Here is a 26267-nt window from a genome sequence, read left to right on the forward strand (position 1 = left end):
CCTATTCCGTGCAGGAGATGTGGTTTGCGAAAGTTACCCCTGCTCTGTCTGCTGTTCCCTCTCTGGCTCCAGGCCAAAGAACTGGTCATAGGCGGCACCCTTGAGCCGCCGCTGAAGTTTCTGGATGACAAGGCCCAGCCTGGCGGACTCGATGTGGACGTGGTCACCGCCATCTTCAACAAGCTCAAGATCCCCATCAAGATCGAACTGACCGATGCGGGTGCCCGCCTCACCCGCAATGCCGAGACCGGCGTGTATGACCTTGTGATGACCCACTCCTACAAGCCGGAGCGAGAGAGCTACCTGCTCTATCCACAGCAATCCCATCTGCGCCACAGCTGGCACTTCTTCGTGCGCAAAGCCGACATGCTGAGGATCCGCTACGATACCCTGGAAGACCTCAAACCCTGGCGCATCGGGCTGACCAAGGATTTTGCCTACACTCCCGAACTGGCTGCAGCGCTCAAGGACCCCGCCTATCAGATCCAGGAGATCCCCATCAACCAGCTGCAACTGCGCAAACTGATCGCCGGGCGCATCGATACAGTGCCCATGCCGCTGGTTACCGCCTTCGCCCAGATCAGAGAGGAGGGGCTGGAGGGCAAACTCGATTACCTGCCCAAGCCACTCAAGGCCAGCCCCTACTACACCGTCTGGACCAAGGCCAAGGCCGATGCCGATACACCAGCCATGATGGCCGCCTACGATGCCGAGTTGTTGCGCATGAAGCGGGATGGCCGACTCAAGGCCATCTACGACAAGTACGGCATTCCCTATATCGAACCCTGATCCCGACGGTCAGGTGGCTCGTCAAGGTTTCACGTCCCTCAATATCGGGTTCTGCAGCGAAATGAGCGTTTCGGTGGACTGTATCTCATCTATGGTCTGGATCTTGTGGATCAGCACAGTCTGCAACTCGTCGATGGAGCGGGTCATCACCTTCATGAAAATACTGTAGTGACCCGTGGTGTAGTAGGCCTCCACCACCTCGTCCAGCGCCTGCAACTTGGCCAGTGCCGAGGGGTAATCCTTGGCGCTTTTGAGATTGATCCCGATGAAGCAACAAACGTCGTAACCCAGCTTCTTGGGGTTCACCTGCACCCGGGTGCCTTCGATGATCCCCGCCTGCTTCATCTTCTCCACCCGCACATGGATGGTACCCGGGCTGACCGCCAGCTGTTTGGCCAACTCGGCATAAGGGATCCGCGCATTCTCCATCAGGGCGGTGAGGATGGCCTGATCGAGATTATCGATCCGATAATTTTCCGGCACTTTTTTGCACTCCCGTTGACGATATCTCATTAATTTTCGGTTTATTTTGAACAAAAAAATGTGTAAAGCCTATTTCTATTATCGAATATTGAATTTAGTGTTCATTCTGTTGAAGAATCGTCACATCCAACGGGTTCTAGACAGGTATTCAGCATGAAACAGCACTACATTCGCAGCCAACAGCAGATCAGCTTCGTCAAAGAGATGTTCTCCCGCCAACTCGCCCAGCAACTGGGCCTGATGGAGGTGCAAGCCCCCATTCTGAGCCGGGTCGGAGATGGTACTCAGGACAACCTGTCAGGCAGCGAGAATGCGGTGCAGGTCAAGGTGAAGACACTCCCCGGACACAGCTACGAAGTGGTTCACTCGCTTGCCAAGTGGAAGCGCCAGACCCTGGGTCGCTTCGGCTTCGGCCCGGGTGAAGGCATCTACACCCACATGAAGGCACTGCGCCCGGACGAAGACAAGCTCACCCCCATCCACTCCGTCTACGTTGATCAGTGGGACTGGGAGAAGGTGATGCCAAGCGAGCGCCGCGATCTCGCCTATCTGCAAGAAACCGTGCGCGGCATCTGGGCCGCCATCAAGGCCACCGAGCGTGCCGTCTGCGCCGAACACGAACTGACTCCCTTCCTGCCGGGCGAGATCCAGTTCCTCCACAGCGAAGCGCTGCTGGCCCGCTACCCGGATCTCGATGCCAAGGGGCGCGAACGCGCCATCGCCAAGGAGCTGGGTGCAGTCTTCCTCATCGGCATCGGCGGCGCCCTCTCCCACGGCGAGCGTCACGATGTGCGCGCCCCGGACTATGACGACTGGAGCAGCCACAGCGAACTGGGTCTGGCGGGTCTGAACGGTGACATTCTGGTGTGGAACCCTGTGCTGAAAGACAGCTTCGAGATCTCCTCCATGGGGATCCGGGTGGACGCAGAGGCCCTGCGCCGCCAGCTCGCCATCACAGGTGATGAAGGTCGCCTGCAATATGACTGGCACCAGGATCTGCTGGCAGAGCGGATGCCGCAGACCATAGGGGGCGGCATAGGCCAATCCCGTCTGGCCATGTTGCTGCTGCAAAAAGAGCACATAGGTCAGGTTCAGGTCGGCGTTTGGCCCTCAGAGATGAAGGCCGCCATCCCTGGCATGCTGTAAGCAAGATGATTCAATGGGTCTGACCCGCATGCTGCGGCGTTCAGGTCAGGCCTGACAGGTGTGTGGCCGCCCGGGATGAGAGAGCGCATCACGGGCATGCTGTAAGCAGAGGATCATTCCGACCCTCTGCGAAACCGGGGCTTGCCCCTGCGACCCGCTCAACCCACGTCAGGTCGCATGACTACATTCCTCCCGGCAATCTTAGGATTGCCGTTTTTTATGGCGGAAATACATATGCGAACCCCGCACCTATGTTGGTCTGCCGTGGCAGCCCTACTTTCCGCTTGCCGGTGCAATGGCAGGCAAAGAGGCTTTCCACTCCCTCCTGTTGCAGATACATACCCAGCGCCACCGCCCGTTGCGGGCCGGAAAACTTCAGGTGAAGGCCACCGATAACGGCATGCACCCGCTCATCACCGCACACATCCCTGGCCCGTTGCACTATGTTTTCGACCCCGGAGTGGCCGCAGCCGATGAAGATGATGAGTCCACGTGGGCTCTTGTAGGCCAGAGCCGAATCATCCGATATGGCATCCTTCTCTATTCGCCCACCTCGCAATATGTAACCAAGCAGCGAAGGGGTTGCCCTGTCGCGCCGCGAAATGCTCCCGAGGAACACCAAACGATCAGAGAGCCACACCGGCTCGGCGGAGCAGTGGGGGAGAAGCCCCTTTGCGCTCAGCGACTCCCGCTCAAGATCCCCCGAGAGGCGATAGAGGTTGCGACGCAAGAAGGGGAGCGATAGAAAATAGCCACGTTCGCAGAACACATCCGGACAGGCGATCAGAGGAATAGCTGGTGAGTAGAGGGGTAGCGAACCAATACCACCCACATGATCATAATGACCGTGGGACAGCACCACGTGGGTGAGCGAGGCGAGATCGATCCCCATCACATCAGCATTGTGTTGCAACACCTGACCACGGCCGCTGTCAAACAGCACCTTGAGGCCATCGCACTCCAACAGTAACGACAGCCCCTTTTCAGGCAAGCAGCCGGGTAGATGCACATCATCATCCACCAAGATGGAAAACTTCATCATCTCAATCCCCCAGAAAACAAAACGCAGGCACAGGGCCTGCGTTTTTCATCGACAATCCCATTACTGGGTCATGGTCAGGCCGTTGCTGTCGGCCCCCAGCAGCAGTTTCTTGCCGGGAACGATGCGACCGGAGAGCAGTGCCTGGGCCAGCGGGTTTTCCACCTTGTGCTGGATCGCCCGCTTGAGGGGCCGTGCCCCGTAGACGGGGTCGAACCCGGCGTGCACCAGCTTCTCGAGCAGCGCCTCGCTCACCTCCACCTCGTAACCCTGGGCCTCCAGACGACCCATCAGGCTCTTGAGCTGGATGCGGGCAATGGACTTGATGTGATCCTCGCCAAGCGGATGGAACACCACTGTCTCGTCGATCCGGTTGATGAACTCCGGTCGGAAGCTGCGGGTCAGCACCTCCATCAGCAGGGCCTTCATCTCGTCGTAATCCTTCTCGGAGTGGTGCTCCTGGATCAGATCCGACCCCAGGTTGGAGGTCATGATCACCACAGAGTTGCGGAAATCGACAGTGCGACCCTGACCATCGGTCAGGCGGCCATCATCGAGCACCTGCAGCAGTATGTTGAACACATCCGGGTGCGCCTTCTCCACTTCGTCGAGCAGGATCACCGAGTAGGGACGACGGCGTACCGCCTCGGTCAGATAACCGCCCTCTTCGTAACCCACATAGCCGGGAGGTGCACCCACCAGACGGGCCACACTGTGTTTCTCCATGAACTCGGACATGTCGATCCGCACCATGGCATCCTGGGTATCGAACAGGAACTCGGCCAGCGCCTTGCACAGCTCTGTCTTGCCCACCCCGGTCGGCCCGAGGAACAGGAAGGAACCTATGGGCCGGTTCGGATCGGAGAGCCCGGCACGGGAGCGACGAATGGCGTTGGAGACGGCCTCGACCGCTTCCTCCTGACCGATCACCCGGCTGTGCAGCTTATCTTCCATCCGCAGCAGCTTGTCGCGCTCTCCTTCCAGCATGCGTGCCACCGGAATACCGGTCCAGCGGGCCAGCACATCCGCTATCTCCACGTCAGTGACGCGGTTGCGCAGCAGGCTGGTCTCCTGCATCTCTGCCTGGGTGGCGAGATCCAGCTGTTTCTCCAGCTCGGGGATGCGGCCGTACTGCAGCTCTGACATCCGCCCCAGGTCGCCAGCACGACGGGCGACATCGAGATCCTGACGGGCCTGTTCCAGCGCCGCCTTGATGTGCTGGGTACCGGCGAGGGCAGCCTTCTCGGCCTTCCACACTTCATCCAGCTCGTTGTATTCCCGATCCTTTTCGCCAATCTCCTTGCTGATGAGATCCAACCGCTTGCGGCTGGCATCGTCATCCTCTTTCATCAACGCCTGCTGCTCCAGTTTCAACTGGATGATGCGTCGCTCAAGCCGGTCGAGAGATTCTGGCTTGGAGTCAATCTGCAGACGAATGCTGGCCGCCGCCTCGTCAATGAGGTCGATGGCCTTGTCAGGCAGCTGACGATCCGCGATATAGCGATGAGACAGCTGGGCTGCCGCCACAATGGCGGGGTCCGTGATCTGCACATGGTGATGCAGCTCATAACGCTCTTTCAGGCCGCGCAGTATGGCGATGGTATCTTCCACACTCGGCTCTTCCACCAGCACTTTCTGGAAGCGGCGCTCGAGGGCTGCATCCTTCTCTATGTACTGACGGTACTCATCCAGCGTGGTCGCACCGACGCAGTGCAGGTCGCCACGGGCCAGCGCGGGCTTGAGCATGTTGCCCGCGTCCATGGCACCCTCGCCTTTACCGGCGCCGACCATGGTGTGCAGCTCGTCGATGAAGAGGATGACGTTGCCCTCCTCCTTGGCCAGATCGCTCAGCACGGCTTTCAGCCGCTCTTCAAACTCGCCGCGATACTTGGCACCGGCCACCAGGGACCCCATATCCAGCGACAATACCCGCTTGTTCTTGAGCCCTTCCGGCACTTCACCGTTGATGATGCGCTGGGCCAGCCCTTCGACGATGGCGGTCTTGCCGACGCCGGGGGCACCGATCAGCACAGGGTTGTTCTTGGTCCGGCGTTGCAGCACCTGTATGGTGCGGCGGATCTCTTCGTCGCGACCGATCACCGGATCCAGCTTGCCGAGTTCGGCCCGCTCCGTGAGGTCTATGGTGTACTTCTCCAGCGCCTGGCGATTCTCCTCGGCGTTGGCATCATCGATCTTTCTGCCGCCACGCACCTTGTCGATGGCAGCTTCGAGTTTCTCTTTGGTCAGCCCCTGGGCACGCAGCAGCTCACCCAGGTTGCCCTTCTCGTCGAGGGCCGCCAGCACGAACAGCTCGGAAGAGATGAACTGATCCTTGCGCTGCTGGGCCAGCTTGTCACAGACGTTGAGCAGGCGGCCGAGACCGCTGGAGAGCTGAACGTCGCCCTCCACGCCACTCACCTTGGGCAGACGATCCAGCTCAATCCCCAGGCGTGAGCGCAGGGTATTGATGTCCATCCCGGTCAGGGTGAGCAGTGGACGAATGGAGCCGCCATCCTGATTGACCAGCGCAGTCATCAGATGGACGGGTTCGATAAATTGGTGATCACGACCCAGTGCAAGAGACTGGGCATCGGAAATAGCAATCTGGAATTTGCTGGTAAGACGATCGAGGCGCATTGCACTCCCCCTTCAAGGCAGACGCCGCTTGCGCGGCAAACAACATAACTTTCTGACAAGAAAGATGAGGCCCGTACGGGTTATTTCAAGGGCAAGAGCTGGTTATTTTTTCTGCAAGGCGGGGATGGGCTGAATCCCGGCCCTTTTCCGGAGAAAAGAGCCGGGCACAGGCTATTGTGCCAACCAGACAAGCGATGCCATGCGGCCCGTCTGGCCATCGCGGCGATACGAGTAAAACCGCTCGCCATCGCCGAAGGAGCAGAACTCCCCACCGTAAACGGCGCCGACCCCGGCACGGGCCAGCCGCAGCCTGGCCAGCAAGTAGATATCCGCCAGCCATTTCCCCTCGTTGGATGAAGGTACGAATGCAGCTTCTGCTTCGGCCTGCTGCGCCATAAAGGCGTCGCGCACTTCGCCCCCCACTTCGAAGGACCCGGGGCCTATGGCGGGGCCAAGCCAGGCGAGGATATCGGCAGGATTGCACCCCATGGCCTGAATGCTGGCTTCCAGTACGCCACCCTGCTCATTGCCCAACAATCCGCGCCAACCGGCATGGGCTGCCGCCACGACAGTGCCGGCTCTGTCACAGAACAACACCGGCAGGCAATCTGCTGTCATCACTATGCAAGCCAACCCCGCCTCATGGGCACAGGCTGCATCGGCATCCGGCACGACATCATACTGGTTGCTGACCTGATGCACTGCGGTGCCATGCACCTGATTGAGCCAGTTGAGGGGGCCTGGGATCTGCGCCGCCTGCTGCAGGCGGGCCCGATTGGCCTCAACCCGCGCCACTTCATCACCCACATGGGCTCCCAGGTTGAGACCGGCGAAGACACCCTGGCTCACTCCGCCATCCCGGGTGGTCGACAGCGCTCTGACACGAGCCGGTGCCGGCCAGTCGGGTTCGATCCATTTCATCTGTGGCTCCTCTCACATTTCTACATATAAAAACGGGGCTCCTTCGCTGTTGCCAGTCAAGGAGCCCCGTTTCAGGCATGATTCAAGGCCGGGCAACGGCAGAAACCGTCGCTGACCGCCTTGTTCATCAGCTCATCAGTTCCAGACCAAATCATCCGGATTGGCAAGGGTATCGGCCCGCATCACTTCCATCAGATCCAGCATGTCCTGCGGCGTGGGCGAGTGCCACTGCATCACTTCCCCCGTGATGGGGTGAGCCAGTTGCAGCATGGTGGCATGCAGTGCCTGACGGTTGAAGTTACGCAGCGCCAGGGTCAGCTCGGGTGTCGCATTGCGCAGCGGGCGCAGACGACCACCGTAGGCGGGATCCCCAACCAGCGGATGCTTGATGTGAGACATGTGTACGCGGATCTGGTGGGTACGACCGGTTTCCAGTCGCAGACGCAGACGGGTGTGGCCACGGAACTTCTCATGTACCCGATAGTGGGTCACGGAAGGACGGCCATTGGGCACCACGGCCATATGGGTACGCTGGGTAGGGTGACGACCTATGGGGGCATCTACCGTGCCACCTGCGGTCATGTGACCGATGGCGATGGCTTCGTACTCACGGGTGATCTGGCGCGCCTGCAGCGCTTCCACCAGATGGGTCTGGGCCGGTACCGTCTTGGCCACCACCATCAGACCTGTGGTGTCTTTGTCCAGACGGTGCACTATACCGGCGCGAGGCACCTCGGCGATGTCGGGATAGCGGTGCAGCAGGGCGTTGAGAATGGTGCCATCCGGCGTGCCTGCGCCCGGGTGAACAACCAGACCGGCCGGTTTGTCGATCACCAGAATGTGTTCATCTTCGTAGACGATGTTGAGTGCTATGTCCTGGGCATCCCAGCGGGTGTCATCTTCCAGCTCGACATCTACATGCACCTGTTGCCCGGCAAGTACCTTCTCGCGCGGCGTGTTCGCAACCTGACCATCCAGGGTCACTCTGTCCTGTAAAATCCACTCCTTGATGCGGGTTCGGGAGTAGTCTGGAAACAATTCGGCCAGGGCCTGGTCGAGTCGCTGCCCGAATTGGTGATCCTGAAATTCGCCTGTCAGTTCAATATGCTGGCTCATGTATGGTCTCTTGAGCGGGGGGTATCAATTCGAAATAATCCGGGTATTCTAGCTTTTCTTTTAGCCAAGCATAACGGATACTTTGCCAATTTCGTGGAAATGGACCGGATGTTGTTGATGGGAAAGAAGTCTCACCTGCTGATGTCACTCGCCTTGGTCGCTACCTTGATCACAGGCTGTTCCAGCACAAAACCCAAGGTACCCGACGAACCGCCGGAGACCCTGTACCAGAAAGCACGCCTCAAGCTGGATGCCGGTAACTATGTGAATGCTATCGAGTTACTGGAAGCTTTGGACTCGCGCTATCCTTTCGGCGCCTACTCCAACCAGGTTCAGCTTGACCTGATTTACGCCTATTACAAACAGGACGATACCGCTCAGGCGATCGCCAATATCGACCGTTTTATCCGCCTCAATCCGGCGCATAAAAATATCGATTATGTGTTCTACATGCGCGGTCTGACCAACATGGCCGGCGATTACAACTTCTTCCAGGACTTCCTGGGCATCAATCGGGACGATAAAGACCCCTCTTATGCCCGTCAGGCCTTCCAGGACTTCAAGACACTGTTGCAGAATTATCCCAACAGCGTCTATGCCGCCGATGCCCGTGCTCGCATGATCGGCCTGAAGAACCGCCTTGCCCGCTACGATCTGAGCGTGGCCGAGTACTACGTGAAGCGTGATGCTCTGATCGCCGCCGCCAACCGTGCCAAGCTGATTGTCGAGACCTATCCCGACACGGCCGAAACCGAAAAGGCGCTGGAGATCATGGTCGAGTCCTACGACACGCTGAAGATGCCGGCCCTGGCTCAGCATGCCCGCGAAGTGCTGGCCAAGAACTACCCGGACAACCGCCTCGGCCGCGGCTGAGTGAAACGGCTAGACAGGTAGCAACAAAAACCGATGCCCAGGCATCGGTTTTTTTATACCTGCAATGTGGTCCGGCTGTGACGGGGAGGATGGCGCAGTGCTCTGCGCCATCCTCCCTATCCTGTTATTTGGCGACATTGCCCGCCACGTTAAGCACATCCCAGGTGCGGGAGAAAGGCGGCGCATAGGCAAAGTCCAGCATGCCGAGCTGCTCGGTAGTGACCCCCATTGTGATGGCGACCGCCAGCGCATCTATGCGGTGTACTGCCCCCTTGCGACCCAGGATCTGGCCACCCAGCAGGCGCTTGCTACCCGCCTCGTAGACCAGCTTGACGTGGATGTCTGACTGGCCTGGGCAGTAGTTGGTGTGACACTTGTCCTTGATGACGACGGTGCGGTAATCGATGCCCATCGCCTGGGCTTCTTGCTCAGAGAGACCAGTGCGACCCGCCTCCAGCCCCAGCACCTTGAGCGCCGCAGAGCCTAGCGTGCCCGGGAACACCTGCTCGGCCCCGGCCAGGTTCTCGCCCACCATGCGCCCCAGCTTGTTGGCTATGGTGGCGAGCGGTACATAGACCTGCTGCTGCTTGACGCTGTGCCAGACACTGGCGCAGTCGCCAGCCGACCAGACGTTGGCCAGCGAGGTGCGGCCCTGCCTGTCCACCTCGATGGCACCATTGGCCAGCCGCTTGATGCCGGTGTCGGCCAGGAACTCGGTGTTGGGCTTGACCCCGGTGCAGACCACCACTATATCGGCCTCATACTCTCCCTTGTCGGTACGCACGCCGGTCACCCTGCCATCCCCCAGCAAAGCCTCGACTCGCTCACCCAGATGGACACAGACCCCTTGCTCGCGCAGCTCGGTTTCGATGTGCCGGGTGATTTCGCTGTCGAAGGCATCCGGGATGACCCGATCCGCCAGTTCGATGAGGCGCACTTCTTTACCCTGATGCACCAGCGCCTCAACCACTTCCAGTCCGATAAAGCCGGAGCCGATCACCAGGGCCCGGGTACTACGCTTGTCCTGCACAGCCGCCTTCAGCGCCAGACCGTCGGCCATGCGGCGCAGGCCGAACACCCCTTGCTGCTGCAGGCCGGGAATGGGGGGCATCACTTCACGGGCACCGGTGGCAACCATCAGACGATCGTATGTGTCGGTGAAGACATCCCCCTGGTGCTCCACTTGCACAGTACGGGCGCTGGCATCGAGCGACAGCACCTTATGGCCCGTCTTGACCTCGATCCCCTTGGCGGCGAACTGCTCGGGGGTGAACTCGGCCATGTATCCCGGCTCCTGAAACTCGTCGCCGACAAAATAGGGCAGGCCGCAGGCACCGAAGGAGATCACCTCGGACGCCTCATACACCACGATTTCAGCATCCTTGGCCAGACGGCGGGCCTTGGCCGCCGCACTCATACCGGCGGCTTCGCCACCTATGATCAGGATTCTCATACTTTCTCCTTTCAATGGCAGAGGGAGGGCATGCCCTCCCTCTGGTCTATCGATGGGCAGGGGCTGGCCCCTGCCCTGGCAAGCGGGTCAGATGGTGGACTCTTCGCCGTCCAGACACACTTCATGCTCGCTGTTGAACACCTGCATGTCTGTCTCGCCCAGCAAGCGGCTGGTGACAGTGCCCGCGGTGATGGAACCGGAGACGTTCAGGGCGGTGCGGCCCATGTCGATCAGCGGCTCGATGGAGATGAGCAGGCCCGCCAGCGCCACCGGGAAGTCCAGAGCTGAGAGCACGATCAAGGCGGCGAACGTCGCACCACCACCTATCCCGGCCACCCCGAAGGAGCTGACCGTGATGATGGCGATCAGCGTCATGATGAAACTGGGATCCATGGGATTGACCCCCACAGTGGGAGCTATCATCACCGCCAGCATGGCCGGATAGATGCCTGCGCAGCCGTTCTGGCCGATGGTGGAGCCGAAGGAGGCGGCGAAGTTGGCGATCCCCTCTGGAATGCCGAGCGCCTTGGTCTGGGTCTGCACGTTCATCGGGATCGAGCCCGCACTGGTGCGAGAGGTAAAGGCAAACGCCAGTACCGGCATGATCTTCTTGAGAAAACGCAGCGGATTGATCCCAACCAGCCCCACCAGCAGCAGATGCACGGCGAACATGATGGCAATGGCGCCGTAAGAAGCCATGACGAAGTTGAGCAGGTTGAGGATGTCGGCATAGTTGGAGCCGGAGACCACCTTGGCCATCAGCGCCAGCACGCCATAGGGGGTGAGGCGCAGTACCAGAGTCACCATCCGCATCACTATGACGTGGGCCACCTCCATGAAGCGGCCGAAGCTCTCGAAGATCTCGGGTTTCTTGCGGGCTATGCCGGTGGCGGACAGACCGATGAAAATGGAGAAGATCACCACGGCTATGGTGGAGGTCTTGCGCGAACCTGTCATGTCGAGGAAGGGGTTGGCAGGAATGAATTCCAGCACCATCTTGGCAAAGGACATGCTTTCGACGCTGCCGAGGGTGGTCTGCAATGCCGCGCCCCTGGCGGTCTCGGCGGCACCGGCGGTGAGTCCTTCAGCGGTCAGACCGAACAGGTTGGACATCAATATGCCTGCGCCGGCAGCAAGCATGGTGGTGAAGATCAGCACCCCTATGGTCATGGCGCTGATCTTGCCAAGGGCAGTGCCGCCATTGAGCTTGAGGATGGCCCCTATGATGGAGACCATGATGAGCGGCGTGATGATCATCTGCAGCAGCTTCACATAGCCACTGCCGACGATATCCAGATAGTCGATGGTCTGGCCTATGACCCCTGCGCCAGCCCCGTAGAGCAGTTGCAAGGCGGCACCAAACAGTATGCCCAGCCCCAGACCCGCAAACACCCGACGGGTGAAGCTCACATGTTTTTGCTGCAAGCGATAGAGAAACAGCAGCAAGATGGCCGCAATGGCCAGATTACCTATAACGCTAAGAGTCACGACGATATTCCCCAAAATAATCGGGCCGGGCCCGAGGTGTACGGACGAGTGCCCGGTACGCACACTCCTCCCTGAAACTCGCCGCATCGTGGCGGCACGTCCCCCGGTGCAACCGGGGTGACGCAAAACCGGGACGTGCCGGGCAGGCATCTCCCTGACATCGACCGCATCGGACGCTCCGTGGCCGGAGTGGCGTCAGCAGACGGAAAAACAGAGGGTGGCCTGCGCCACCCCTTTCATCACTGGGCCTTGCCTTGTTGCTTGGCCCGCATGATGTTGATGATCTCGATATCGGTATCCAGCATCCCCAGTTTGGAGAGGCGACCCAGGTTGGCGATGGTTTCGTCCACGTCGTCGGAGACGATGCCTTCGCTCTGGGGCACGTGCAGATTGTTGATGGCCATCAGCGACGATTTGACTGCCGCCGAGGTGGAGGTAGAGACCTTCATGGAGCAGGCACTGCCCGCGCCGTCGCAAATGATACCGGAAACATCGCCGATCATGTTGTTGATGCAGTGACTAATTTGCTCGAATTGCCCCCCCAGCAGCCAGGTAATGGCGGCTCCCGAGCCCATGGCGGCAGTACTGGCGGCGCACAGCGCCGACAGCTTGTTCTGATGGGTCTTGATGTAGATGGCCACCAGATGGCTCATCACCAGCGCCCGGGTCAGCTGCTCGTCGCTCGCCTTGAGGAAGCGGGCGGCGGCAACCACCGGCATGGTGGCTGCTATGCCCTGGTTGCCGGAGCCCGAATTGGACATGGCAGGCAACATGGCACCGTCCATCCGCGCATCGGAGGCTGCGGAGGAGAGCCGCATGGCCAGCGTCATCAGATCGTCCGAGAGCAGCTTACGCTCCACCTGCTCGGTCAGGATCTTGCCGATGCGCAGGCCGTAACCCTGCAGCCCTTCATCCGCCAGCGCCTGATTCATGGTGGCCGCCGCACCGATGAAGTCGATCTCCGCCAGCGGCACCTCCAACGCAAACGCCACGATTTCGCGCAGTGTCATGGCGGGCTTGTCAGACTTGGCGGGCTGGATCTGCACGCCCGGGGCACTGTTTTGCTCCATCAGCACTTCACCATCCAGCTCCATCAAGACGATGCGGGTGTGATCGGTGCAGATCACCACACGGGCACTGTGACCCTCCACCTCGGCCAGTACCTCGGCGTAGAGCACATCCGGCACATCCTTCACGTCCACCTTGATGATGGGCAGCAGCGCCTTGGCCTCTTCCACCTGGGCCGGGGTCAGGGTATTGAGCACTTCCAGCCCCGCATCCGGGTTGCCGCCGGTGATGCCGACCGCCGCCGCCACCGGCAGACCTATCATGCCGGTACCCGGCACGCCGACCCCCATGCCGTTCTTGAACAGGTTGCCGCTGACCCAGACGCTGACACGGGTCGGCGTTTGTCCCAGCAGCTTGCGGCAGTTGGCAGCAGCCAGCGCCACCGACATGGGCTCGGTGCAGCCCAGGGCCGGCACCACTTCACGCTTGAGCAGGGTAATAAAGTCGGTCCATTGTGCTTTCATTGCTGTGTTTCTCATGTTCTGGCGCCCACGATCGGGCTGTTATTGTTCGTTCAGATCCGCTTTGCGGTTGCGGATATGCAGATAGACGGTATGACGGGAGATGCCGAGCATCTCGGCCACCAGCTGGGCGGCATCCTTGATCTCGAAGATGCCCATGTCGTAGAGCCGGTGCACGATCGCTTTGTTGCGTACGCTGCTGCCGAGGCTCGCATCCTGATCCACCTTGTGGATCACCTGGGCAACCAGATCGTCAACCGAGCTGGCAAAGGTCTCGTTGTTGAGGGGCGCTGGCGCAGCGGGCAGCGAGAAGGTATCGAGCAGGGCCCCGAGCGGCGTCTCCAGGCTGAAGTTCACACACAGCATGCCGATGGGTTTGCCCTCCCGGTTGCTGATGGTGATGGAGGAAGACTTGAGCAGACCCCCCTCCCGGGTGCGGGAAAAGTAGCTGCTCCACTGGCTGCCTGCGGCGCTCTGCAATTTGTTGAGGGCAAAGTCGGTGACAGGTGCCCCCTCTTCCCGGCCTGTGATATGGCCGTTGGCGATCTTGATGACGGAAGCGTGCAGGCTGTCAAAAGCGTGCAGCACCACTTCACAACCCGGGCCGAACAGGGCGGAGAGCGCCTCCACGGCAGGTTCGAAGCTGGCGATCAGGTGGCGCTCTTCATCGGTCAACGCACTGGTTTGGCGTAATGGGGTGGCCTGCATCATAGGAGTCATCCAGTCAACTTGGGGTAACGCTAAAGCAATTGGACTCAAATAAAGTTGAGCCACATCGCTTTTTGCGCAGGCATTATGCCCAAGTGGCGGCAAAGTGCCACAGATTGTGAACGAGAGCACAACAAAAGGACCCGCCTGGTGACACGACTCAACAAACGGGACTTGGCCGTGCCTCAGAGCCCGTAGCGGGCTAGCAGGGCCTGATACTCGGGGGTCTGCTTGAAGGCTTTGAGGGCGAGGGAAAACTGATAGGCCAGACGCTCGTGGCCGGGTTTGTGGGTGAAGGCGAGAAAGTTGCGGTTGTTGTCGGTCACCGTCTTGATGCTATGGCCCACCAGATCCTGCAACCCCTGCCCCTTGAGCAGATGCAACCCCACCCTCTGGTTCATCACAACGGCATCGAGCCGCCCCGCCATCATCATGTGCAATTGCTTGATCATGTTGCTCTCTCCCGTCATGGGAAAGCGGGTGAACTCGGTCGCGGTGAGGAAGGCTTCGCCATAGGCATAATCCGCCTGGGTGCCGATATGCAGCCCCTTGAGGCTGGCGAGGCTCTGGAAGTCGACGGGTTTGTTCAGGGGGAAAAATATCACTTCGCCACTCTGGGAGAGCGGCTCATCCGGATAGTGCAGCCACTCCAGCCGCCGCTCTTCGAAGAAGGCATCGACGATGGCATCCCCGTTCTGGAATCTGGCCTCCTGCAGCACCCGTTTCCAGGGCAGTACCTTGACTGTGGTGCGATAGCCCATTTTTGTGAGTACTTTGCGGGCCAGCTCCAGATCGGCGCCCCCCAGGCTGCCGTCGTCCAGCCGCATCACATAGGGCGGCCACAACTCGGTCAACAGAGTCAGGCTCGGCTGTTCGTTTGCCTGTACCGTCCATCCCCACCAGAGGCAGAGCAGGATCCATCCTTTACGCCACATCATGCCGTGATCTCCATCCATGCATTGGCTGAGGATATACCAAAAAGTGAGTAATAAAAAAGGAGGCCGAAGCCTCCTTTTGTCTCTCCTGGCCGACGCTTACAGCGCTTTCAGGATGGCCTCGACGCTGGCCTTGGCATCGCCAAACAGCATCTGGGTGTTCTCCTTGAAGAACAGCGGGTTCTGGACACCGGCATAGCCAGTGTTCATGGAGCGCTTGAAGCCGATGACGTTCTGCGCCTTCCAGACTTCCAGCACCGGCATGCCGGCGATCGGGCTGCCCGGATCTTCCATCGCAGCCGGGTTGACGGTGTCGTTGGCACCGATCACCAATACCACATCGGTATCGTTGAAGTCGTCGTTGATCTCGTCCATTTCCAGCACGATATCGTACGGGACCTTGGCTTCCGCCAGCAGCACGTTCATGTGACCTGGCAGACGACCGGCAACCGGGTGGATACCGAAACGCACCTTGATGCCGCGATCACGCAGCTTCTGGGTGATTTCAGCCACCGGATACTGGGCCTGCGCCACCGCCATGCCGTAGCCCGGGGTAATGATGACGGAGCTGGAGTTCTTCAGCAGATCAGCCACTTCCTCGGCGCTGGTTTCGCGGTATTCGCCCATCTCCTGGTCGGCCGTGGAGGCCACGCCGTCGGAGCCGAAGCCACCGGCGATAACGGAGATGAAGGAGCGGTTCATCGCCTTGCACATGATGTAAGAGAGGATGGCACCGGAGGAACCTACCAGCGCACCCACCACGATCAACAGGTCATTGGAGAGCATGAAGCCCGCCGCTGCCGCCGCCCAACCCGAGTAGGAGTTGAGCATGGAGACCACGACCGGCATGTCGGCGCCACCGATGGAAGCAACCAGATGCCAGCCGAAGGCGAAGGCGATCAGGGTCATCACCAACAGGGCGAAGGTAGAACCACCGGCATTGACGAAGTAGACCATCAGCGCCAGAGAGGCCAGCACGGCCAGCAGGTTCAGCTTGTGGCGATGGGGCAACATCAGCGGCTTGGAAGAGATCAGGCCACGCAGTTTGCCAAACGCCACCACGGAACCGGTGAAGGTCACGGCACCGATGAAGACGCCCAGGAACACTTCCACCAGATGGATGTTCAGCATGGCGCCGGAGAGGTGCTCGACCTGGGCGACACTGGCCGCCTGCTCGAACGCCGCCCGGGCAGCAGCCAGAGTCGCATCCAGGTTGGAACCGACGGACACCACCACCTCGGCCGGCGCAGACGGGTGCAAGTCGATGAAGCTGTTGAAGCCCACCAGCACCGCTGCCATACCCACGAAGCTGTGCAGCACGGCTACCAGCTCGGGCATCTCTGTCATCTCGACCTTGAGAGCCAGACGCACGCCGATGGCACCGCCGATCACCATGGCCAGGATGATCCAGTGCACGCCACTGGTTTCCGGGTTGAATACGGTAGCGAGCAGGGCGATGGCCATACCCGCGATACCGAACAAGTTGCCATGCTTGGCCGTTTCTTGCTTCGACAGTCCCGCGAGACTGAGGATGAAGAGCACGGCGGCAACGATATAGGATGCTGTTACCAGTCCTTGAGACACGTTAAACCCCCTTAATCCTTACGGAACATCTTCAGCATGCGCTGGGTGACTGTGAAGCCACCAAAGATGTTGATACTGGCAATCAGCACGGCGACAAACGAGAGCGCGGTGACGAGCGTAGAACCCTGACCAATTTGCAGCAGGGCACCGACCACGATAATGCCGGAGATGGCATTGGTGACCGACATCAGCGGCGTATGCAGGGAGTGGGAGACGTTCCACACCACGTAGTAACCGACCACGCAGGCCAGGATGAATACGGTGAAGTGAGACAGGAAGGCAGCAGGTGCCACGGCCGCCACCCAACCGAAGGCGGCGATGCCAAGGGCACCGAACACGAACTTCTTGTTGGAGGGCTGCTTCGCTTCAGCCTTCTTGATCGGGGCAGCTGCGGGCTTCTGCGGCGCGGCAGAGACGGAGATGGCGGGCGGCGGGAAGGTCACTTCACCGGCCTGGATCACCGTCATGTTGCGCTGGACCACGTCTTCGAAGTCGATGGCAACCTGGCCGTCCTTCTCCTTGCACATCAGCTTCATCAGGTTGACCAGGTTGGTACCGTAAAGCTGGGAGGATTGGGCAGGCAGACGACCCGGCAGGTCGGTGTAACCGATCACCTTGACGCCGTTGGGGGTCACGAACAACTCGGTCGGCTTGGTGTATTCACAGTTGCCGCCGGTTGCTGCAGCCAGATCCACGATCACGGAACCCGGCTTCATGCTGTCGACCATCTCCTTGGTGATCAGCTTGGGAGCCGGACGACCCGGGATCAGGGCGGTAGTGATGATGATGTCCACTTCCTTGGCCTGCTGGGCAAACAGCGCCATCTCGGCTGCGATGAACTCATCGGACATGACCTTGGCATAACCATCGCTGGAGGCACCATCTTCGCTGCCGAAGTCCAGCTTGAGGAATTCACCCCCCATGGATTCGATCTGCTCGGCCACTTCCAGACGGGTATCAAACGCACGGACGATGGCACCGAGGGAACCGGCAGTACCGATGGCAGCCAGACCGGCCACACCGGCACCGATCACCAATACCTTGGCGGGCGGGACTTTACCGGCGGCAGTGATCTGGCCGGTGAAGAAGCGACCAAACTGGTGCGCAGCTTCGACCACAGCGCGATAACCGCCTATGTTGGCCATGGAGGAGAGGGCATCGAGGGACTGGGCACGGGAGATCCGCGGCACCATATCCATCGCCATCACATTGATGTTGCGCTCGGACAGCTTCTTGACCAGCTCAGGGTTCTGGGCAGGCCAGATGAAGCTCACCAGGGTGGCACCATCTTTAATTTGTGCGATCTCGGCATCGGTCGGCGCGTTGACCTTGAAGATAAGGTCGGCTTGCCAGACGCTCGGTACCACGCTGGCACCGGCAGCCTCGAAGGCGGCATCATCGAAGCTGGCCAGCTGGCCGGCACCGGCCTCGATGGCGACCTCGAAGCCGAGCTTTTTCAGCTGCTCAACGGTGGCCGGGGTCGCTGCGACCCGGGTCTCACCGGCGAGACTCTCTCTCGGTATTCCAATCTGCATGACTATTCCCTGATGGTTAATAAACAATCGCTGCCCAGTGTCGCATTTCTGGCGAAACAAGACATGACCAAAGTGCAGGTCACGGGCCCTTTGTTATGAAAATCAGTAGGCTTTACCTCAACCTCCTGTCATGGTCAGGCCCCCGCTTCTCAGGCGCGAAGGTGATTAGTATCAAATTTTGGAGTTTTATTACAACCGCAGTCCCGATGGTGCGCGTACAGAATTCAGCCCATCCCAGACCTGGATTTAAAAAAACAAACCAAATTAGCGACTTATACCAGTAAAAAGCACTGGAAAAAGTGATCCAACCAGTCAAAAAAAATGTTTTACCGGCCCTCTATCTTAGCGCTTTTTGTTCTTACGAAATCTGCTCCGATCACAGATATCGGGGCGAAAACAGGAAAAGTAACTGTTTTGTAACAGACAAGGGGCCGGCCACCCGCCAAATGGCAGGCCCCGACCCCTCTGAATTAATCGTTTCGATCCCGACGTTTTGCCCCTGTGCTGTTACCAGGCGGCTTCATAAATATGCTGGCTCTGCACCAGATCGATATCGCCATGCTCGCCAATGGCGGTCATGCCGTGCTCCGCCAGCTTGCCGATCAGGGTGTCGATGCCCAACTCGCTCAGACCATAGTCCCGCAGGCGAGTCTTGACGCCCATCCGCTCGAAGAAGTCACGGGTGGCGGCAATGGCCCCATCGATACGGTCGCTCTCGCTGCCGCTGCGCAGATCCCACACCCGCTCTGCGTATTGCAGCAACTTGGCATGCTTCTGCTGGCGCTTGGCCTGCAACAGGGCGGGCAGCACCACAGCCAGAGTCTGGGCGTGGTCCAGGCCATGCAGGGCGGTCAGCTCGTGACCCAGCATGTGGGTAGCCCAGTCCTGGGGCACACCGGCACCGATCAGACCGTTGAGGGCCATGGTGGCACTCCACATTATGTTGGCGCGCACCTCGTAGTTCTCCGGTTCCACCAGCGCCTTGGGGCCCTCTTCGACAAGGGTCAACAACAGGCCTTCGGCGAAGCGATCCTGCACCTTGGCATTGACCGGGTAGGTGAGGTACTGCTCCAGGATATGGATGAAGGCATCCACCACACCGTTCGCCACCTGACGAGCCGGCAGCGTGTATGTAAGCACGGGATCCAGCACGGCGAAGCGCGGCATCACGAAGGGCGAGAAGAAGTGCACCTTGTCACCCGTGCTGCGGCGGGTCACCACGGCACCCATGTTCATCTCGGAACCGGTGGCCGGCAGGGTCAGCACGGCGCCGAGCGGAATGGCGGAGCGCACCTCGTTACCAACGGTCTCGAGTATGTGCCAGGGATCCCGGGCCTCATCGTAATGGGCTGCGGCGGCGATGAACTTGGTACCGTCGAGCACTGAGCCGCCGCCCACGGCGAGCAGGAAGTCGATGCGCTCGGCGCGGGCCAGCGCCACCGCCTCCATCAGGGTCTCGTAAGTGGGGTTGGGCTCGATGCCACCGAATTCAAACAGTGTCATGCCCGCCAGTTCGTCGCGGATCTGGGCCAGCAGGCCGGTACGCACCACACTGCCACCGCCATAGGTGATCAGGATGCGGGCATCGCTCGGGAGCTGTTCACGAAGCTGGGCAACCTGGCCCTTGCCGAACAGGATCTTGGTCGGGGTATGGAGAGTAAAGTTGTTCATCGACATTGCCTTTCTATGTTTCGGGCGGCCAGGCCGCAAAATGTGATTGCATTTTTCTCCAGACCACCTCTACCATCAAGACAACATCCTGCTTGATTCTTGCCTATTTCTACAAACCCGCCAGAATCACCACAAAAGAGACTCCATGCAGAACCGTTACACCGACCTCGCTGCCAAACTGACCCGTCACGTCACGGCTCCCGGCATCACAGCTTCTCCGGTAGAGCAGGTAAACCTTATCTACACCACCGAGTACCACGGTCGCACCCCCGTGCTCTACCAGCCACGGATGATAGTGATACTGCAGGGACACAAGGTGGGCTATCTGGCGGATCAGGTGTTTCGCTACGATCCCAGCCACTATCTGCTGATGACGCTGCCGCTGCCCTGTGAGTGCGAGTGTTTTGCCTCCCCCGAGCAACCGCTTGTCGGTTTCTCCCTCGAGATCAACGTCGCCACCCTGCAGGAGCTGCTGCTGGAACTGGGGGATGCCCTGCCCGCCCCGGCTGTGCAAAAGAGCGGTGTCCACTCAGTCCCCCTGTCCGAAGAAATGTTCTGTGCCGCCGAGCGACTGATCGACCTGATGGACAAGCCCCACCACGCCCGGGTACTGGGGCCGCAGACAGTGCGGGAGATGCTCTTCTACGCGCTGCACGAGGGGGGAGGCCCCGCGCTGCAGGCGCTGGCCAACCGTCACAACCATGTGGGCCAGATAGCCAGGGTGCTGCGTATGATAGAGTCGCGCTTCGCCGACAACCTCACCATGGAGGAGCTGGCGCGGGAGGTGAACATGAGCGTCTCCGCCTTTCACCACCACTTCAAGGCGGTCACCTCCACCTCGCCGCTGCAGTACATCAAGTCATTTCGCCTCCACAAGGCGCGGCTCATGATGCTGCACGACGGCATCAAGGCCGGTGCCGCGGCGGCAAAGGTCGGCTACGAGAGCAACTCCCAGTTCAGCCGGGAGTACAAACGCTATTTCGGCAGCACGCCAACCGATCAGGCCTCCCGCTTTCGGGACGGCCAGCTTCGTATCATTGAGGGATAAAAAGAGGGATAACTTATGCGTTCACTGTTCGGTCTGTTGTGTGGCCTGCTGTTGACAGCCTGTACCGGAATGGCCGATGGCATCCGTCCCGTCACCGGCTTCCAGCTCGACCGTTATCTTGGCACCTGGTATGAGATAGCGCGTCTGGATCACAGCTTCGAGCGGGGGCTGGAAGAGGTCAGCGCCAGCTACAGCCTGCGTGATGATGGTGGCGTCAGGGTGATCAATCGCGGCAAGCAGAGCGATGGCAGCTGGCGCGAGGCCGAGGGCAAGGCCTATTTCGTTGACAAGCCGGACGAGGCGCGGCTCAAGGTGAGCTTCTTCGGCCCCTTCTACGGCGGCTACAACGTCATCGATCTTGACCCCGATTACCAGCTCTCCCTGGTGACCAGCTACAACCACGACTATCTCTGGATCCTCTCCCGCTCCCCCAACCCGCCGAAAGCCAAGGTCGATGCCCTGGTCGCCAAGGCGAGAGGGCTGGGTTTTGCCACCGACAAGCTCATCTGGGTCAAGCAGCCCGGATAACCTGCGGACATGCAAAAGGGCAGCCCGCGGGCTGCCCTTTTTATTGCTGGCCGGTTATTGCTGGCCGGTTTAGAGCCGGAAGCGGCCTATCTCCTGCTCCAGCCGCTCGGTCAGCGACTTGAGCTCGGCGGCCTGAGCGGCCTCTTCGCCCGCCTGCTCAGCCAGCTCCTGAGAAACGTGGCGTATGTTCTCGGTATTGCGGCTGATCTCGCTGGTGACCGAGGTCTGCTCTTCGGCCGCCGCCGCTATCTGGGTCGCCATATCGCTGATGGAACCTATGGCCTGGTTGATCAGTGACAGACTCTGGTTGGCGGCTTCCGCATCCTCCACACTGGTGCCCGCCAGCTGGCGACTGGTCTCCATACCACCGACCGCACGGCGAGTGGTCTGCTGCAGGGTTTCGATCATCTGCTGGATCTCGTCGGTGGAGTCGTGGGTACGCTTGGACAGCACCCGCACCTCGTCCGCCACCACGGCAAAGCCACGGCCTTGTTCGCCGGCCCGTGCCGCCTCGATGGCGGCGTTGAGCGCCAGCAGGTTGGTCTGCTCGGCGATGCCGCTGATGGTCGCCAGAATGCCGCTGATCTTCTGGGCATGGGCATCCAGCTCATTGATGATCTGGCTGGCATCGGCCACTTCATCCGCCAGCCCTGTGATGCTGCGCTGGCTCTGGCCAACCTGGGACTGGCCCGCAACGGCGAGCTTGACCGCATCCCCCGAGGTGGTGGCCGCAAACTCGGCGTTGCCGGCGATCTCCTGAGTCGCAGAAGCCATCTCGGTCACCGCAGTCGCCACCATCACGATCTCGTCCTGTTGCTGGCGCACCCGCTGGCTGCGAGCCAGGGCGCCGGCCGCCTGAGTACGGGACTGGGCTGCCAGCTCGACGGTCACATCCCGCAAGCGGCTGACGATGCCGTGCAGGCGGGCCACAAACTGGTTGAAGCTCTCGGCCAGCTGGCCCACTTCATCCTTGCTGCGGGTGTTGATGTGGACTGTAAGGTCCCCCTCGCCGTGGGCGATATCGTGCAACGCCCCTGCCACCCGGCCCAGATCCTGGAACAGGTACTTGAAGGTGCTGGTCAGCACCAGGCCGAACACCAGGATCAGACCCGCACTGATGAGTGACAACTGCAACAGCAGGCTCTGCAACGGCGCCATCAGCACATCCTCATGCATCACCATGGCCAGCAGCCAGTCGGTGTTGGGGATCGGCAACACCAGCATCTTGGTGTCGCGTCCGCCAATCTGCACCGCCTGCAGGCCGCCCTGCTGACTCATGCCCACCAAGCGGTTGGCATCGAGCTCAGGCGCCAAATCCTGGCTCTTCTTGAGCGCCAGATCCTTGTTCGGGTGAGCGACGATGAGGCCGCTCTTGTCCAGCAGCATGGCGTAGCCATCCCCCTGCACCCGCATCGCCAGCACATCCTTGATGAGCTGTTCCAGCGCCAGGTTGGCACCGACCACACCGGCCAGTCGGCCCTGCTGCATCACGGGCTCGGCCAGGGTCACCACCAGCTGCTGCATGGTCACGCTGACATAAGGTTCCGTGATGATGAGCTTGCCCGCCTTGACCGCATCCTGATACCAGGGCCGCGCACGCGGGTCATAATCACCCTTGTTGAGGGAGGGATCGTTGCGGGTCATCACCCCCTCCTCCGAGCCGTAGTAGGCCAGCCCGAAGCCGCCGGAGCGCAAGGTCTGCTGCAGATGAGGCACCAGCTCGGACGTCGGGTGGTTGGCGATGACATTGACCTGGGCGGTCAGGCTCTCGCGCCTGTCCTGCATCCATTTCCCGATCCCCTCGGCGTAGGCGCTGGCATAGTTGCGCGCCTCGCTGTCGATGGCGCTCAGGGTCTGGTTTTTCAGGGTATAGAAGGCGGTCATGCCCAGCAGGCAAACCGTGATCAGGACCACGCCAAGACTGGTGGCCAACAACTTGCCGCGAAGGGAGAGATTCATGGGATATCCTTATGGCTGTCTCAATGGCGTCAAACAAAGCTGCACACCTTGTGTGGACTATATCGACTGAAAATCCTGTTCCATGAATACCAATCCCTTGATTTTAAATGCATCAGTAGCTATCCCACTGGCAACGCTCCTTTCCATCCGGCACTCATCCTTTCCCTCTTGATCCACTGTCGGTGCAACCCCAACCAATGTAAAAAGGCCGCCTTGAGAGGCGGCCCGTCTTGTATCCCGTCACACGCGCCTACCTAGCGCACCCGGGCGATGGCGGTATTCAGCCGCATATTGCCAGCATCCAGGCTCGGGGTTTGACCGTAAAACTCGAACTCCAGCTTGACCCCTGGGCGGAACACCAGACAGTGGGTCGAGCCGCCGAAGTGGAACATGCCGAGCGGATCCCCCTTCTTCACCCTGTCCCCCGCCCTCACGGTAACATCGCAGCTCGACACCTCAGCCATGCCCACAGGCACCACGCACATCAGCCCGATTTTGGGGTTGTCTGCTTCGATGAAGATCAGCGCCCGGGTTGCCACCGAGGTAAGGAAAGGCTGCGAGTTGTTGGGCGCGCTGGGATCCGCCCCCTGCGGGTCAACAAAGCCCTCGAACTGGTTCTCCAGATAGTAGGTGCCGTTGACCACGCGCACCTTGCGGATGGTGCCGCTCACCGGGCTGTGCCAACGGTGATAGCTGAGCGCACTGAGGAAGGCCTGATACACGGTGCCGCCATCGAAGCGGGGCGCCAGATCGTCGAAATCGAGCATGTTGTCCAGCGAATAGGGCTGTCCCTTGAGCCAGAACTGATCGCTGCGGCTCACCCCTTTCTTCACCTGCAGCGGCGCCGATTCGCAGGCATTGACGATGACGTTGTCATCCTCAGGTGCCGAAACGGGTCGCACATCGGGACGGAAGGTGCGGGTGAAAAAGTCATCCCAGCAACTGAAACCGTGATACTCGGCCGACGGGTCACATTGGAAAATCTGCTCAAAGCTGCCAGGTGTCGGATTTGTCCCTTCCCCCAGGGCCCCGCAGGCCACCTTGACCATCTCGCTCTTGGCCGCCTTGCCGAGCCAGGGCACCACCAGAGTCTCTTTATCCAGCCTGCTGACCGGCTCATTCAGCACATAGCGCGAAGCCGGGCTTTGCAGAAACTGCGCCCAGTAATCGAGGATTTTCTTGAACTGCTGATTGATCAGAGCGTTGGCAAAGAAGTGATAACCGGATTGGGTCGCCATGGGCCAGTCGAGCAGGGCATTGATGGGGAAACCGATAAGGCCGGAGGGTTCGTGCGTCGGAATATCCTGATATGCCTCGGGTGCCGTGGTCATGATGCCGTTGAGCAACCCCAGAAACTCCTCGAAGGATCGCACCTCGACCTGGCCGAGCGGGGTCAGATGCTTGTGACGCCAGGCCTCCTTGAACATGGCTTCTGCCTGGGCGTGCAACCAGGGATCGGCATTGACCAGATCCCGCAGCTCGGCGATGGGGGGCACCAGCTCACCCGGCTGGTTGGCGACATAGTGTTTCATCCGCCGGATCCAGCGCGCTATATGGGCACTGTCCCGGGGTACCCAGCCACCGGGGCGAGACTTGTTCAGTCGGGTTTCAACTGCCTCGTTCATGAGTCTATCTCCGCAAGTGATGTTCACGCCCACAATCCACGGCTTGAGCATTGGCTATCTGAGTGCCATCAAGGCGCAATGGCACCGCCCGTCTTGTGTAGCACAGGGAGCCATGAAGCACGATTGCCAGAAACGACAGGGCGGATTGGTGCAATAGCGACTAGCGGTCAAGGCAGGCGTTGAATGTGAAGCGAGACAACTGCCGCGAAACGGCCGCAACACAGGGAAGAGAGAGGGAACCAGGGGAACAAAACCGGGAACGCAGAAATGCGAAAAGCCAGCTCAATGAGCTGGCTTTTCTGAAAATGGCAGGGGCGGCAGGACTCGAACCCGCAACCATCGGTTTTGGAGACCGCTGTTCTACCAATTGGAACTACGCCCCTGCAACAAACGAGGCGAATTATACAAAGCCGGGTTCAAAGGTAAAGGCTTTTTTCTCACTTTCGATGCGATTGCACAAATGACGAGCAACTTGCGTTAATTTGCGCAGCATCACTGGGTAACTTGCTGTATTTACAGCCTTGTCAGGGTAGGAAAGCCGCATAAATGGGGGTAGGGTGAAGATTGGTTCCGGGAGGCTGTTCATGCTCAATTACCGATTGCTCCAACAACTGGCGCCGCTCAACTTCAGGGATGAACGCAAGACAGAGTCCCTGCCCGACTATCTCGACCGGGTTGCCCCGCAGGTCCCCTTCATTCCCCACAGCGTGCTTTCTCAATGGATTTATCGTCATTGGCGCGGTTTTGAGTCCAACTGGAGCTTTATCGATCTCGCCCGTCACCAGTTTGAGTGCGAGCAGTGGCCCACCGAGCGGATCATCGCCCAGACCGGCTCCCGTCATATGGAGGTGATCGAGCGCTGGGGCGAGATGCTGCGCCACAACCGCTACGTACGCCGATCCTGGCTCGGCGACTACATGCTGACGCAAGGCACCTGGTCAGAGCCCATCATAGTGCTGGCCACGGCGCCGGATAGCCGTTACCCGGACGGGCAGCCGCTGCCACAACCCTATTGCCTGCTGGAAGGACATCACAGACTCGCCTATCTGCGTTCCATGGCCGAAGATCAGCAACCCCTGCAAACAGAACACAGCGTGTGGGTTTGCCGACCCGTTCACGCCACTTAAACGTTTTCCTGCGCAAATCCTGCCTTTGAAATAAATTTTTGACAATTCAAAAACCGGCCCTATAATCTGTCCG

At 59.9% G+C, this 26267-nt stretch carries 21 protein-coding genes and 1 tRNA gene; 6 read left to right on the plus strand and 16 right to left on the minus strand.

Annotated features, from left to right (window positions below):
- Positions 1-24: 24 nt before the first annotated feature.
- Positions 25-789: a substrate-binding periplasmic protein gene (locus ONZ54_RS21090; protein ID WP_021139847.1), complete on the plus strand. Its 765-nt coding sequence runs from the start codon at positions 25-27 to the stop codon at positions 787-789.
- A gap of 21 nt (positions 790-810) precedes the next feature.
- On the opposite strand, the gene asnC is transcribed toward ONZ54_RS21090, so the two are convergent.
- The gene (gene asnC / locus ONZ54_RS21095) at positions 811-1272 is read right to left on the minus strand and encodes a transcriptional regulator AsnC (RefSeq protein WP_005318482.1); all 462 of its coding nucleotides are present in this window, start codon (positions 1270-1272) and stop codon (positions 811-813) included.
- A gap of 153 nt (positions 1273-1425) precedes the next feature.
- On the opposite strand from asnC, the gene asnA reads away from it, so the two are divergent.
- Entirely contained in the window at positions 1426-2418 is a 993-nt protein-coding gene (asnA, locus tag ONZ54_RS21100; protein WP_271787071.1) for an aspartate--ammonia ligase, read from the plus strand.
- Positions 2419-2635: 217 nt separating this feature from the next.
- On the opposite strand, the gene ONZ54_RS21105 is transcribed toward asnA, so the two are convergent.
- From ONZ54_RS21105 to rluD, 4 genes are all read right to left on the minus strand, one after another.
- Positions 2636-3460 carry an MBL fold metallo-hydrolase gene (locus ONZ54_RS21105; protein ID WP_271787072.1) on the minus strand — a complete coding sequence of 275 codons (825 nt, stop codon included), beginning with the start codon at positions 3458-3460 and terminating at the stop codon, positions 2636-2638.
- Between the two features lie 60 nt (positions 3461-3520).
- On the minus strand, positions 3521-6094 hold the full coding sequence (gene clpB, locus ONZ54_RS21110; RefSeq protein ID WP_096118907.1) for an ATP-dependent chaperone ClpB: 2574 nt from the start codon (positions 6092-6094) through the stop codon (positions 3521-3523).
- 171 nt (positions 6095-6265) lie between these two features.
- The gene (gene pgeF / locus ONZ54_RS21115; protein WP_271787073.1) at positions 6266-7015 is read right to left on the minus strand and encodes a peptidoglycan editing factor PgeF; all 750 of its coding nucleotides are present in this window, start codon (positions 7013-7015) and stop codon (positions 6266-6268) included.
- 135 nt (positions 7016-7150) lie between these two features.
- Positions 7151-8131 (minus strand): 23S rRNA pseudouridine(1911/1915/1917) synthase RluD, encoded by a 981-nt coding sequence (gene rluD / locus ONZ54_RS21120; RefSeq protein WP_005318472.1) that lies wholly within the window; start codon positions 8129-8131, stop codon positions 7151-7153.
- Positions 8132-8248: 117 nt separating this feature from the next.
- On the opposite strand from rluD, the gene ONZ54_RS21125 reads away from it, so the two are divergent.
- Positions 8249-9004, plus strand: coding sequence for an outer membrane protein assembly factor BamD (locus ONZ54_RS21125; protein ID WP_034523948.1), 756 nt, complete (start codon positions 8249-8251; stop codon positions 9002-9004).
- Positions 9005-9128: 124 nt separating this feature from the next.
- Here the strand turns inward: ONZ54_RS21125 and ONZ54_RS21130 are convergent, their stop codons facing one another.
- The 8 genes from ONZ54_RS21130 to yqhD all read right to left on the minus strand — a co-directional run bounded on the left by ONZ54_RS21130 (position 9129) and on the right by yqhD (position 19907).
- A complete protein-coding gene (locus ONZ54_RS21130) occupies positions 9129-10457 on the minus strand; it encodes a CoA-disulfide reductase (protein ID WP_271787074.1) in 1329 nt (442 codons plus the stop codon).
- Positions 10458-10544: 87 nt separating this feature from the next.
- On the minus strand, positions 10545-11945 hold the full coding sequence (locus ONZ54_RS21135; protein ID WP_271787075.1) for an L-cystine transporter: 1401 nt from the start codon (positions 11943-11945) through the stop codon (positions 10545-10547).
- A gap of 239 nt (positions 11946-12184) precedes the next feature.
- Complete coding sequence (locus ONZ54_RS21140; protein WP_271787076.1) at positions 12185-13492, minus strand: L-cysteine desulfidase family protein; 1308 nt, start codon at positions 13490-13492, stop codon at positions 12185-12187.
- Positions 13493-13516: 24 nt separating this feature from the next.
- A complete protein-coding gene (locus tag ONZ54_RS21145) occupies positions 13517-14185 on the minus strand; it encodes a helix-turn-helix transcriptional regulator (protein ID WP_021139839.1) in 669 nt (222 codons plus the stop codon).
- A gap of 182 nt (positions 14186-14367) precedes the next feature.
- Complete coding sequence (locus tag ONZ54_RS21150) at positions 14368-15120, minus strand: substrate-binding periplasmic protein (protein WP_005318459.1); 753 nt, start codon at positions 15118-15120, stop codon at positions 14368-14370.
- 96 nt (positions 15121-15216) lie between these two features.
- Positions 15217-16701 (minus strand): Re/Si-specific NAD(P)(+) transhydrogenase subunit beta, encoded by a 1485-nt coding sequence (pntB, locus tag ONZ54_RS21155; RefSeq protein WP_005318456.1) that lies wholly within the window; start codon positions 16699-16701, stop codon positions 15217-15219.
- A gap of 11 nt (positions 16702-16712) precedes the next feature.
- Positions 16713-18236, minus strand: a complete 1524-nt coding sequence (locus tag ONZ54_RS21160) for a Re/Si-specific NAD(P)(+) transhydrogenase subunit alpha (RefSeq protein WP_021139838.1) — start codon at positions 18234-18236, stop codon at positions 16713-16715.
- A gap of 507 nt (positions 18237-18743) precedes the next feature.
- Positions 18744-19907 carry an alcohol dehydrogenase gene (gene yqhD, locus ONZ54_RS21165; protein ID WP_271787077.1) on the minus strand — a complete coding sequence of 388 codons (1164 nt, stop codon included), beginning with the start codon at positions 19905-19907 and terminating at the stop codon, positions 18744-18746.
- A gap of 145 nt (positions 19908-20052) precedes the next feature.
- Between yqhD and ONZ54_RS21170 the strand changes: the two genes are divergently transcribed.
- Together ONZ54_RS21170 and ONZ54_RS21175 are read left to right on the plus strand one after the other, a co-directional pair.
- Positions 20053-20955, plus strand: a complete 903-nt coding sequence (locus ONZ54_RS21170; protein WP_021140787.1) for an AraC family transcriptional regulator — start codon at positions 20053-20055, stop codon at positions 20953-20955.
- Positions 20956-20970: 15 nt separating this feature from the next.
- Positions 20971-21483, plus strand: coding sequence for a lipocalin family protein (locus tag ONZ54_RS21175; protein ID WP_271787078.1), 513 nt, complete (start codon positions 20971-20973; stop codon positions 21481-21483).
- 69 nt (positions 21484-21552) lie between these two features.
- Here ONZ54_RS21175 and ONZ54_RS21180 read toward each other — a convergent pair whose 3' ends face one another.
- The 3 genes from ONZ54_RS21180 to ONZ54_RS21190 all read right to left on the minus strand — a co-directional run bounded on the left by ONZ54_RS21180 (position 21553) and on the right by ONZ54_RS21190 (position 25450).
- A complete protein-coding gene (locus ONZ54_RS21180) occupies positions 21553-23442 on the minus strand; it encodes a methyl-accepting chemotaxis protein (RefSeq protein WP_021140785.1) in 1890 nt (629 codons plus the stop codon).
- A 254-nt stretch (positions 23443-23696) separates the two neighbouring features.
- Positions 23697-25067, minus strand: a complete 1371-nt coding sequence (locus ONZ54_RS21185; protein WP_125600118.1) for a phosphatidylserine decarboxylase family protein — start codon at positions 25065-25067, stop codon at positions 23697-23699.
- Positions 25068-25373: 306 nt separating this feature from the next.
- Positions 25374-25450, minus strand: a tRNA-Trp gene (locus ONZ54_RS21190).
- A 201-nt stretch (positions 25451-25651) separates the two neighbouring features.
- Here ONZ54_RS21190 and ONZ54_RS21195 point away from each other — a divergent pair.
- Positions 25652-26194 carry a hypothetical protein gene (locus ONZ54_RS21195; RefSeq protein WP_212539988.1) on the plus strand — a complete coding sequence of 181 codons (543 nt, stop codon included), beginning with the start codon at positions 25652-25654 and terminating at the stop codon, positions 26192-26194.
- The last annotated feature ends 73 nt before the right edge of the window (positions 26195-26267 follow it).

The sequence above is a fragment of the Aeromonas salmonicida genome, from assembly GCF_028355655.1.
Classification (GTDB): Bacteria; Pseudomonadota; Gammaproteobacteria; order Enterobacterales; family Aeromonadaceae; genus Aeromonas; species Aeromonas salmonicida.

Excerpts from the sequence above, each read along its gene's own strand:
- ONZ54_RS21180 (WP_021140785.1), bottom strand. The coding sequence starts at position 23,442 with ATGAATCTCTCCCTTCGCGGCAAGTTGTTGGCCACCAGTCTTGGCGTG.
- pgeF (WP_271787073.1), bottom strand. The coding sequence starts at position 7,015 with ATGAAATGGATCGAACCCGACTGGCCGGCACCGGCTCGTGTCAGAGCG.
- ONZ54_RS21160 (WP_021139838.1), bottom strand. The coding sequence starts at position 18,236 with ATGCAGATTGGAATACCGAGAGAGAGTCTCGCCGGTGAGACCCGGGTC.
- rluD (WP_005318472.1), bottom strand. The coding sequence starts at position 8,131 with ATGAGCCAGCATATTGAACTGACAGGCGAATTTCAGGATCACCAATTC.
- ONZ54_RS21150 (WP_005318459.1), bottom strand. The coding sequence starts at position 15,120 with ATGATGTGGCGTAAAGGATGGATCCTGCTCTGCCTCTGGTGGGGATGG.
- asnA (WP_271787071.1), top strand. The coding sequence starts at position 1,426 with ATGAAACAGCACTACATTCGCAGCCAACAGCAGATCAGCTTCGTCAAA.
- ONZ54_RS21175 (WP_271787078.1), top strand. The coding sequence starts at position 20,971 with ATGCGTTCACTGTTCGGTCTGTTGTGTGGCCTGCTGTTGACAGCCTGT.
- clpB (WP_096118907.1), bottom strand. The coding sequence starts at position 6,094 with ATGCGCCTCGATCGTCTTACCAGCAAATTCCAGATTGCTATTTCCGAT.
- ONZ54_RS21195 (WP_212539988.1), top strand. The coding sequence starts at position 25,652 with ATGCTCAATTACCGATTGCTCCAACAACTGGCGCCGCTCAACTTCAGG.
- ONZ54_RS21170 (WP_021140787.1), top strand. The coding sequence starts at position 20,053 with ATGCAGAACCGTTACACCGACCTCGCTGCCAAACTGACCCGTCACGTC.
- ONZ54_RS21145 (WP_021139839.1), bottom strand. The coding sequence starts at position 14,185 with ATGATGCAGGCCACCCCATTACGCCAAACCAGTGCGTTGACCGATGAA.
- ONZ54_RS21125 (WP_034523948.1), top strand. The coding sequence starts at position 8,249 with ATGGGAAAGAAGTCTCACCTGCTGATGTCACTCGCCTTGGTCGCTACC.
- yqhD (WP_271787077.1), bottom strand. The coding sequence starts at position 19,907 with ATGAACAACTTTACTCTCCATACCCCGACCAAGATCCTGTTCGGCAAG.
- ONZ54_RS21185 (WP_125600118.1), bottom strand. The coding sequence starts at position 25,067 with ATGAACGAGGCAGTTGAAACCCGACTGAACAAGTCTCGCCCCGGTGGC.
- ONZ54_RS21105 (WP_271787072.1), bottom strand. The coding sequence starts at position 3,460 with ATGATGAAGTTTTCCATCTTGGTGGATGATGATGTGCATCTACCCGGC.
- ONZ54_RS21140 (WP_271787076.1), bottom strand. The coding sequence starts at position 13,492 with ATGAGAAACACAGCAATGAAAGCACAATGGACCGACTTTATTACCCTG.
- ONZ54_RS21130 (WP_271787074.1), bottom strand. The coding sequence starts at position 10,457 with ATGAGAATCCTGATCATAGGTGGCGAAGCCGCCGGTATGAGTGCGGCG.